This is a genomic window from Streptomyces sp. (assembly GCF_019510245.1).
In the GTDB taxonomy this organism is placed as follows: domain Bacteria; phylum Actinomycetota; class Actinomycetes; order Streptomycetales; family Streptomycetaceae; genus Streptomyces.
Genome location: NZ_JAEKKT010000382.1, coordinates 1 through 7791 on the forward strand (window position 1 = coordinate 1; position 7791 = coordinate 7791).

Consider the following 7791-nt stretch of genomic DNA (forward strand, 5'->3'; position numbering starts at 1 on the left):
AGAACTTCGCCATCCGACGGGTTTGAGTTAACGGAGCGCACCGCCCGCCGCAGCGCGCCCGCGCCTGGACTGACGAGCCGAGCGACGAAGGAGCGAGCGAGGAGGGAAGGCGCGGGGATAAGCGCGAGGACCGGAGCGAGCGACGAAGGAGCGAGCGACCAGAGGGCTGGGCGCGGGCGCGCTGCGGCGGGCGGTGCGCTCCGTTAACTCAAACCCGTCGGATGGCGAAGGTCTCGATGACGGGGTTCGCCAGCAGGGTGTCGGCGAGCTGCGCGATCGCGCCGTCGTCGACGCTGTCGTCGACGTCCAGCTCGAAGTGCTTGCCCTGGCGGACGTCCTTGACGCCGGAGATGCCGAGCCGGCCCAGCGCGCCGACGATCGCCTGCCCCTGCGGGTCCAGGATCTCCGGCTTGAGCACTACGTCGACGACCACCCGGGCCACGGCTTCCTCCTCGTGCAGCGTGCGCCCACCCTATCGACCGCCCCCGGACGGGGTCAGGCGGCGGCGCGCAGGGGACGCAGCACGTCGGCGAGCTTGACCAGCTCGTCCAGCATCACCTTGGCCGAGGCCTCGACGATCTCCGACGGCTCGAAGGCGCCGTCCTTCATCATCGAACCCACCATCGGCACGGTGACGGCGTCGACGGCCGGGGTCATCCGCAGGGCGCTGACGACCGGCTTGATCGCCTGCACCGCCCGCAGCCCGCCGGAGACGCCGCCGTAGCTGACGAGGCCGACCGGCTTGTAGGCCCACTCGCGGTTCAGGTAGTCGATCGCGTTCTTGAGCGCCGCGTTGTAGCTGTGGTTGTACTCCGGCATCACGTACACGAACGCGTCGGCGCCGGCGACGCGTGCACTCCAGTCCTTGGTGTGCTGGTGCTGGTACTGAGCCAGGGACGGGTGCACGGGCTCGTCGAACAGCGGCAGGTCGATCTCAGCGAGGTCGGCGAGCTCGACGTCGAAGCCGCCGTGGTGGGTGGCCCGATCGACCACCCAGTCGGCGATCGGGCGACCGACGCGGCCGGGACGGGTGCTGCCGACGATGACGAGAAGCTTCACGGGGTCCTCCGGTTCGTTGAGTACTCAACCGACGATACAACGTCTCGTTGATGTGTCAACTTCCCGGTCGAGCCCGCGACGTTACCCGCCGACCGCCTCCGGCCCCAACCAGTCGTCGAAGGACTTACCCGTCAACCGCTCGTACGCCTCGACGTAGCGCGCCCGCGTCGCGGCCGCGACCTCCGGCGGCAGGGGCGGCGGCGGCCCGCCGGCGGCCCGGTCCCAGCCGGCGTCCGGTGAGAGCAGCCAGTTGCGCACGAACTGCTTGTCGAAGCTGGGTTGGGGACGCCCCGGTTGCCAGTCGTCGGCCGGCCAGAACCTGGACGAATCGGGCGTCAGCACCTCGTCGCCGAGCACCAGCCGGCCGTCCTCGTCGTACCCGAACTCGAACTTCGTGTCGGCCAGCAGGATCCCGCGCTCCCGGGCGACCTCCCGGGCCGCCGCGTAGACGGCCAGCGTGAGGTCGCGCACCCGATCGGCGGTCTCGACGCCCACCGTCGCCGCGATCGCCTCGAAGGAGACGTTCTCGTCGTGCTCGCCGACGTCCGCCTTCGTCGCCGGGGTGAAGATCGGGGCCGGCAGCTCGTCGCCGTCCACCAGGCCGGCCGGCAGCGGAACGCCGCACACCGCGCCGCTTCGCTGGTAGTCGAGCAGCCCCGAGCCGGTCAGGTAGCCGCGCGCGACGGCTTCGACCGGCACCATCCGCAGCGGGGTGCAGATCATCGCGCGGCTGCGCCACTGGTTCGGGATCAGCGGGTCGTCGACGCTGATCAGATGGTTCGGCACCAGCGAGGCCAGCCGTTCGAACCACCAGACCGTCATCGCGGTGAGGACGCGGCCCTTGTCGGGGATCGTCGTGTCGAGGACGAAGTCGAAGGCCGAGATCCGGTCGCTCGCGACCATCAGCAGCCGGCCGTCGGGCAGCCGGTACAGCTCGCGAACCTTGCCGGTGTGGACGTGGGTGAGGCCGTCGGGCACGGGGACGTCGGGCGGAGTCACCCCGGCATCCTCCCAGGCGGGACGGACCGGCGCCGAGCGCGCCTTCCCCCTGGAAAGGGCGAGTTTCGCAACCGAAAACCTCGCCCTTCGCAGGGGGAAGACGACGTCAGTGACCGGTCGGGCAGCTGCCGGCCGGGAGCTTGTGGGCGTGGGCGGCCTTCGCGCAGTCGCCCGCGCCGTGCGAGTTGGCGCCCGCGACCTTCGCCTGCAGGTCGGCCGGCGTGAACAGCCGGGCGGTGGCCGTGGCCCGGTGCGCCGGGATCCGGCTCTGCCACACCGGGTCCTCGACCCACGCGGCGAGCTCGGCCATCGTGAACGGCGGGGCCGGTCGGCTGCCCGGCGCGGCCTTCGGTTCGGGGGCGTTCCACTCGATGATGTCGATGCTCACGCCATCGGGACGCACCAGCTGCGCCTCCCACTCGGTCGAGTTCGGCACCCCGCTCGTGTCCTGCTGGCCCTGCCGCAGCCGAAGGTGGCTGCCGTCCGCCAGGACGCTGCAGTCGCCGTCGGCCTTCGTCTTGCAGACGACGACCGCACCCGGGCTCTTGCGACCGGCGTGCGCGGGCGGGTATTCGAGGGTCACCTGCACGGCGGCGGCCCCGTGGCCGTCGTCGTAGACGAACGTCGTGCCCGAGTAGCCGTCCATCCCGGCCCCGGCATAGCCGGAGGTCCGGCCCGGCGCGGGCAGGGTGTCCAGGGCGGTCTGGAGCACGGCCTGCGGGGTGACGGCGACCGGCCGCGCGCCGCCGCTGCCAGCGGCGGCTCGACCCGACCCGCCGCCCGCGCCGGCCGACAGGACGGCGGCACCCAGTCCGACGACGCCGGCGAGCACGGCCGCGCCGGTGCCGACGCCGGCCAGCCGGCGCCGCTGGCGCTGCCGGCGTCCTCGCTGCAGGCCGGCCTCGGCCAGCCGCTCGCTCGGCGGGTCGAGCGTCGCGACCGCGCGGCGGAACAAGGTGCCGAAATCGTCGTCGTCCATGTCGGTCTCCAGTCGGGTCAGTGGCATCAGTTTTGGATGAGTTCGGTGAGCTCGGCGCCGAGCAGTTCGCGCAGCTGGGCCAAGGCCCGCATGGACTGCACCTTCACCGATGACGGCGATCGATCCAGGTCGGCGGCGACCTGCTCGACGCTGCGATCGGCGAGGTAGCGCAGCACCACGACGGCACGATCCGCGGGGCGCAGGCTGCGCAGCGCGCTCAGCAGCGCCAGCCGCAGGTCGGCGTCGGCGTCGGTCGCCAGGGCTTCCGGCAACGCCGCGGACGGGATCTCGCCCGACGAACGCCGCCGCCGCTGGGACAGGAACTGCCGGGCGAGGACGGTCTGGGCGTACGCCGCCGGGTTGTCGATGCGCGCGATTCCGCCCCAGATGCGGTACATCCGGGCCAGCGTGTCCTGGACGAGGTCCTCGGCCCGGTGCCAGTCGGTCGTGAGCAGCAGCGCGGACCGGAACAGCGGGGCCGCGTTCGCGCGGGCGAACTGGCCGAAGGCGGCGTCGGCCACAGGTCCGGGATGAGTGGCTCGTCCCACGTTTTGCCTCCCGAATCTCGCGTGCCCGGTCACCAGTACCGACGCCGCGAGGTGGGCGGGAGGTTACGCGCGAGAACGAGGTGGGGCGACGGACGAGACCGGCAGGACGAAAACCGGCCCCGCCTCCCCCTCATCCACCCCGGTCGATGACTGGGGCAGGGGCCTGCGGGAGACAGGGCCGGTTCTCGGTCGCTGCGGCTGCCAGGACTACAGCCGCAGCAGGTGGCTCAGGGACCCCACCACCAGTCGGCGGTCGCCGCCCCGCCGACACCGGGCGAGGAGGACGGTCCGCCGACCAGGGTGCTCGCCGGCGCCGACGGCGTGGCCGAAGCCGACGCAGCCGGGGCGGCGACCCCGATACCCAGGATCAAGGCCAGCGCCAGCACCACGCGACGCCAGGACCCCATGCGCATTACGTACCCTTCATTCGCTTTTGCCCCACCCGCGGCGACTCCGACACCGCATCCGAAAGCAGAGTTCTCGCCGGAGATCGGACCGCCAACAGGGAACTAACGAATAGGATCGAACGGCGACACCGGGTAATACAAACCCGTCAACTGGCAGCTACCTGCCTGGCACCAACTCGCGGACGGCGCTTATGAGCGATTTCGGTGAACTCGCCGAGCTCGACGTTGCGCTATATCGCGCCATTCTGGTCAAACCGAATCGCGCCGTCGCCGAGTTCGTGGACACGCTCTCAGGGGCGAGTCACGGTCCCAGCCCGAGCCGGGACGCCCGGGACGCCCGCGGCGCCACCGACGGGAACCCGAGCAGCCGTCCGGGCAGCCCGCCGAGCACCCCCGCCGCCCCGCCGGCGCCGCCCGAGGACGCCGAGGCCGCCGGCGAGCCGGCCGGCCCCTCGGTGGACGACCTGGAGAAGGCGGTCGCGCGCCTGGCCGCCATGGGGCTGGTGCGGATCGGCGACAACGACACCCTGCTGGCGGTGAGCCCGATGCTGGCCGAGGCGACCGTGCTCGGGGCCGAGGACCTCGAGCTGGGCGCCCGCCGGGCGGCGGTCGAGCAGCGGCGCGACGCGATCCGCCGGCTCGTCCCCGACTGGAACTCGGCCCTCACCGCGGTCGGCAGCGACGGCGTGGTGGACGTCGTCTCCGACCAGACGGCGATCGCGAACGTCCTCATGCACTACGCCGACCGCTGCGAGCAGGAACTGCTCTCGGTGGCACCGGGACGGTTGCCGTCCTCGCGCATCGACGGCCGCACCCGGGTGGCGAACGTCTACTCGGCGCGCCGCGGCATCAAGACCCGGGCCCTCTACCAGCACACCGCGCTGCGCGACCGGGCCACGCGGGCCTACCTCAACGAGCTGTCCGCCAACGGCGCGCGGATCCGGTTCTCGGCCTCGCTGCCCGGCCGCAGCCTGGTCGTCGACCGGCAGGTCGCGCTGCTGCCGATCCCGACCGAGGATCCGGGCCGGCACGGGCTCGCCGTCGTCCGCGAACCGAACGTGGTGGCCTGGGTGGTGGCGACCTTCGAGCAGCTCTGGGCCGAGGCGGCGCCGCTCGAGGAGGTCATCAACAAGCAGCACCAGGACGACACCGAGCTCGACCAGACCCGGGCGGCGATCCTGCGGCTGATGGCCGAGGGTGAGAAGGACGAGGCGATCTCGCGCCGGCTGTCGATCTCCGTGCGCACCTGCCGGCGGCACATCGCCGACTACATGGCCCAGGTCGGCGCGACGAGCCGGTTCCAGGCCGGCGTCATCGCCGCCCGCGCCGGCCACACCGACACCCCGGCCACCACGACGTTCCGCTGATCGTGCTGTTGGTCGTCCTCGTCCTGATCGGGACGAACCTGCTCACGCTGGGGCTCCTGGTGCGGTGGCGGCTGCGCCCGGTCGACCATCCCGCCCCCGACCCGGTGGTGGCGGCGTCCATCGAGGCGATGCGGCCGGCGGCGTCGAGCAGCAGCACCCGGCGCATCATCACCATCGAGATCCTGAACCCGATCGAGCTGGCCGGCACCCGCGGGCGGTTGGCCGGCATCGCCGGGTCGCTCGCGCCGGGCATCACCCGGCGCATCGTGTACGACCAGGCGATTCGCAACCTGCGCCACCAGCTCGTCCAGGAGCACGTGGTGGCCGACGTGCGCCTGCACACGGTGAACCCGGCGCGGCCCGGGGATCGGCCCGGGGACCGGCCGGACGAGCCGCCGGCGCGCGGCGGCCCCGTCGTGGACGTGGTGGAGGTCGAGCCGCCCGGGGAAAGCCCGCCGCCGCGGTAGGCCGTCAGAGCGGGGCGGTGCGCGGCCAGGGATTCGCCCGTTCGAGCTGGGCGGCGACGGCGAGCAGCCGCGCCTCGCCACCGGGCGGGGCGACGAGCTGGACGGCCACTGGCCGGCCGTCCGGGTCGAGCCCGGCCGGCACCGTCATCGCCGGCCATCCGGCCAGGTTCCACGGCGCGGCGAAGGGCGCGAACCGGGTGTTGGCCAGGACGTTGACCAGCCACCCCCGCTCACCCCAGTTCCGCGCCGGGAGCGGCGGTTGGGCCAGCGCCGGGGTGACCAGGACGTCGAACCGCTCGAAGAACCGGCCGGCCCGCTGCTGCCAGCGCGTCCGCCCCTTCTGCTTCGGGTAGCCCAGACGCAGGACGGCCCGGCCGACGGCGGCGTGCCGGCGGACCCGCGGCTCGAGCCGGTCCCGGTGCGGCAGCAGGCGGGCGTCGAGCTCGGTGCCGGCCGTCCACCGGGCGAGGCCCGAGGTGCCCAGGGACTGCCCGTACGGCGGGTGCGCGACCGTGACGGAGTGACCGGCCGCCCGCAGCTGGTCGCCGGCCGCGCGCGCCGCGCCGGCCCAGTGCCGGTTCACCGGCGTCGCCGGCAACGGCGCCCGGGTCGAGACCGCGACCCGAAGCGGCGGCGGGTCGGTGACATCGGCCAGCTCCGGCCGGCCGGCGAGCACCGACAGCACGAGCGCCGCATCCGCCACGGTCGTCGCGAGCGGCCCGTTCTCGGCCATGTCGAACCACGAGCCGTTGCCCAGGTCGGCCGGCACCACGCCCGTCCCCGGCTTGAGCCCGACCAAGCCGCAACAGGCAGCCGGGATGCGGATCGAGCCCATGCCGTCGTTGCCGTGGGCGACCGGCACGGTGCCGGCCGCGACCGCCGCGCCCGAACCGCCGGACGAACCACCCGACGAGCGCTCGAGATCCCACGGGTTGCGGGTGATGCCGAAGATCGAGTCGGTGGCCCCGAAGACGCACAGCTCGGGCACCCGGGTCAGGCCGACGACGACCGCCCCGGCCGCGCGCAGCCGGCGCACGACCTCGTGATCCTGCTCGGACGCCGTGTCGGCGGTGCCGGCCGATCCGGCCCGCATCGGTTCGCCGGCGACCGAGACGTTGTCCTTGATCGCGACCGGCACGCCGGCCAGCGGCAGGTCGGCCCGGTCGGGGCGGGCGTCCACCTCGTCCGCCTCGCGACGAGCCGCGTCGGCGCGCACGACCTGGTAGGCGTTGATGCGCCCATCGACGGCGGCGATGCGCTCGAGCGCGGCGTCGACCACCGCACGAGCCGTGCGCTCGCCCGCCCGCACCGCCGCCGCGATGGCGACCGCCGTCCCGGCGGGCGTCTCGGTCACCATCAGCAGCCGTCGTCGAGGGCCGGGAGGACGACGTCCCCGGCGCCGCCGGCGGCCGCCCGGGCGAGCAACGCCGCGGTGTCCGGTCCGAACGGCGCCGAGTAGGACGTGTCCGCGGTGCAGCCGCCCTGGTGGAGCCCGCCGGTGGCCCCGACCAGCCGGCCGCCGGCCAGCCACGGGCCGCCGCTGACGCCGTCGGCGAAGCCGCCGCAGTCGAAGCTGGGGTACACCCCCGTGTAATAGACGTCGGCGGTGCAGGAGATCGGGCGGCCGCCCGTCCCGGCGAGGTAGCCGTCGACCGTCACCGTGCGGCCGGCGGCGGGGGCCGCGCCCAGCGGGACGCCTCCGGTGACGTCCTCGATGCGGTGGCCGGCGCGCGGCGCGACCCGCAGCAGCGCCACGTCGTGGGCCGTGTCGTGCGTGGTGGACCAGCGCCGGTCGACGTAGGCGCGGGTGACCGTCCAGGTGCCGTACGGCGTCGCGCCGTCGTCGAAGCCGGGCGCGAACTCGATGCCCAGCCCCGTTCCGTAGACGCAGTGGGCGGCGGTGAGCACGAGATCCCGGCTGGGCGAATGGACGACCGAGGCGGTGCAGTAGTGCGGCAGTCCGAG

General features: G+C 73.7%; 10 protein-coding genes. 2 read left to right on the forward strand and 8 right to left on the reverse strand.

What is annotated here, in order from left to right:
• Positions 1–208: 208 nt before the first annotated feature.
• From purS to JF597_RS52315, 6 genes are all read right to left on the reverse strand, one after another.
• Positions 209–442 (reverse strand): phosphoribosylformylglycinamidine synthase subunit PurS, encoded by a 234-nt coding sequence (gene purS / locus JF597_RS52290; RefSeq protein WP_294013929.1) that lies wholly within the window; start codon positions 440–442, stop codon positions 209–211.
• A gap of 53 nt (positions 443–495) precedes the next feature.
• Entirely contained in the window at positions 496–1059 is a 564-nt protein-coding gene (locus JF597_RS52295; protein ID WP_294013931.1) for an NADPH-dependent FMN reductase, read from the reverse strand.
• Between the two features lie 81 nt (positions 1060–1140).
• Complete coding sequence (locus tag JF597_RS52300; protein ID WP_294013933.1) at positions 1141–2058, reverse strand: phosphoribosylaminoimidazolesuccinocarboxamide synthase; 918 nt, start codon at positions 2056–2058, stop codon at positions 1141–1143.
• A gap of 106 nt (positions 2059–2164) precedes the next feature.
• Positions 2165–3064 carry a hypothetical protein gene (locus JF597_RS52305; RefSeq protein WP_294013935.1) on the reverse strand — a complete coding sequence of 300 codons (900 nt, stop codon included), beginning with the start codon at positions 3062–3064 and terminating at the stop codon, positions 2165–2167.
• Positions 3064–3558 carry a SigE family RNA polymerase sigma factor gene (locus tag JF597_RS52310; protein WP_294013937.1) on the reverse strand — a complete coding sequence of 165 codons (495 nt, stop codon included), beginning with the start codon at positions 3556–3558 and terminating at the stop codon, positions 3064–3066. The genes JF597_RS52305 and JF597_RS52310 overlap by 1 nt, the downstream gene beginning before the upstream one ends.
• A gap of 254 nt (positions 3559–3812) precedes the next feature.
• Positions 3813–3992 (reverse strand): hypothetical protein, encoded by a 180-nt coding sequence (locus tag JF597_RS52315; RefSeq protein WP_294013939.1) that lies wholly within the window; start codon positions 3990–3992, stop codon positions 3813–3815.
• A 191-nt stretch (positions 3993–4183) separates the two neighbouring features.
• Here JF597_RS52315 and JF597_RS52320 point away from each other — a divergent pair, with 191 nt between their 5' ends.
• Both JF597_RS52320 and JF597_RS52325 read left to right on the forward strand, forming a co-directional pair.
• On the forward strand, positions 4184–5359 hold the full coding sequence (locus JF597_RS52320; protein ID WP_294013941.1) for a helix-turn-helix transcriptional regulator: 1176 nt from the start codon (positions 4184–4186) through the stop codon (positions 5357–5359).
• Between the two features lie 2 nt (positions 5360–5361).
• Entirely contained in the window at positions 5362–5826 is a 465-nt protein-coding gene (locus tag JF597_RS52325; RefSeq protein ID WP_294013942.1) for a hypothetical protein, read from the forward strand.
• Between the two features lie 4 nt (positions 5827–5830).
• Here the strand turns inward: JF597_RS52325 and JF597_RS52330 are convergent, their stop codons facing one another.
• Complete coding sequence (locus JF597_RS52330; RefSeq protein WP_294013943.1) at positions 5831–7183, reverse strand: amidase family protein; 1353 nt, start codon at positions 7181–7183, stop codon at positions 5831–5833.
• Positions 7183–7791, reverse strand: a 609-nt coding sequence (locus JF597_RS52335; protein WP_294013945.1) for a trypsin-like serine protease, incomplete at its 5' end; no start/stop codon positions are given. The genes JF597_RS52330 and JF597_RS52335, both read right to left, overlap by 1 nt.

What these genes read in the sequence shown, in the direction of transcription:
- JF597_RS52320 (WP_294013941.1), top strand. Translation starts at nt 4,184, where the DNA reads ATGAGCGATTTCGGTGAACTCGCCGAGCTCGACGTTGCGCTATATCGC.
- JF597_RS52330 (WP_294013943.1), bottom strand. Translation starts at nt 7,183, where the DNA reads ATGGTGACCGAGACGCCCGCCGGGACGGCGGTCGCCATCGCGGCGGCG.
- JF597_RS52305 (WP_294013935.1), bottom strand. Translation starts at nt 3,064, where the DNA reads ATGCCACTGACCCGACTGGAGACCGACATGGACGACGACGATTTCGGC.
- JF597_RS52315 (WP_294013939.1), bottom strand. Translation starts at nt 3,992, where the DNA reads ATGGGGTCCTGGCGTCGCGTGGTGCTGGCGCTGGCCTTGATCCTGGGT.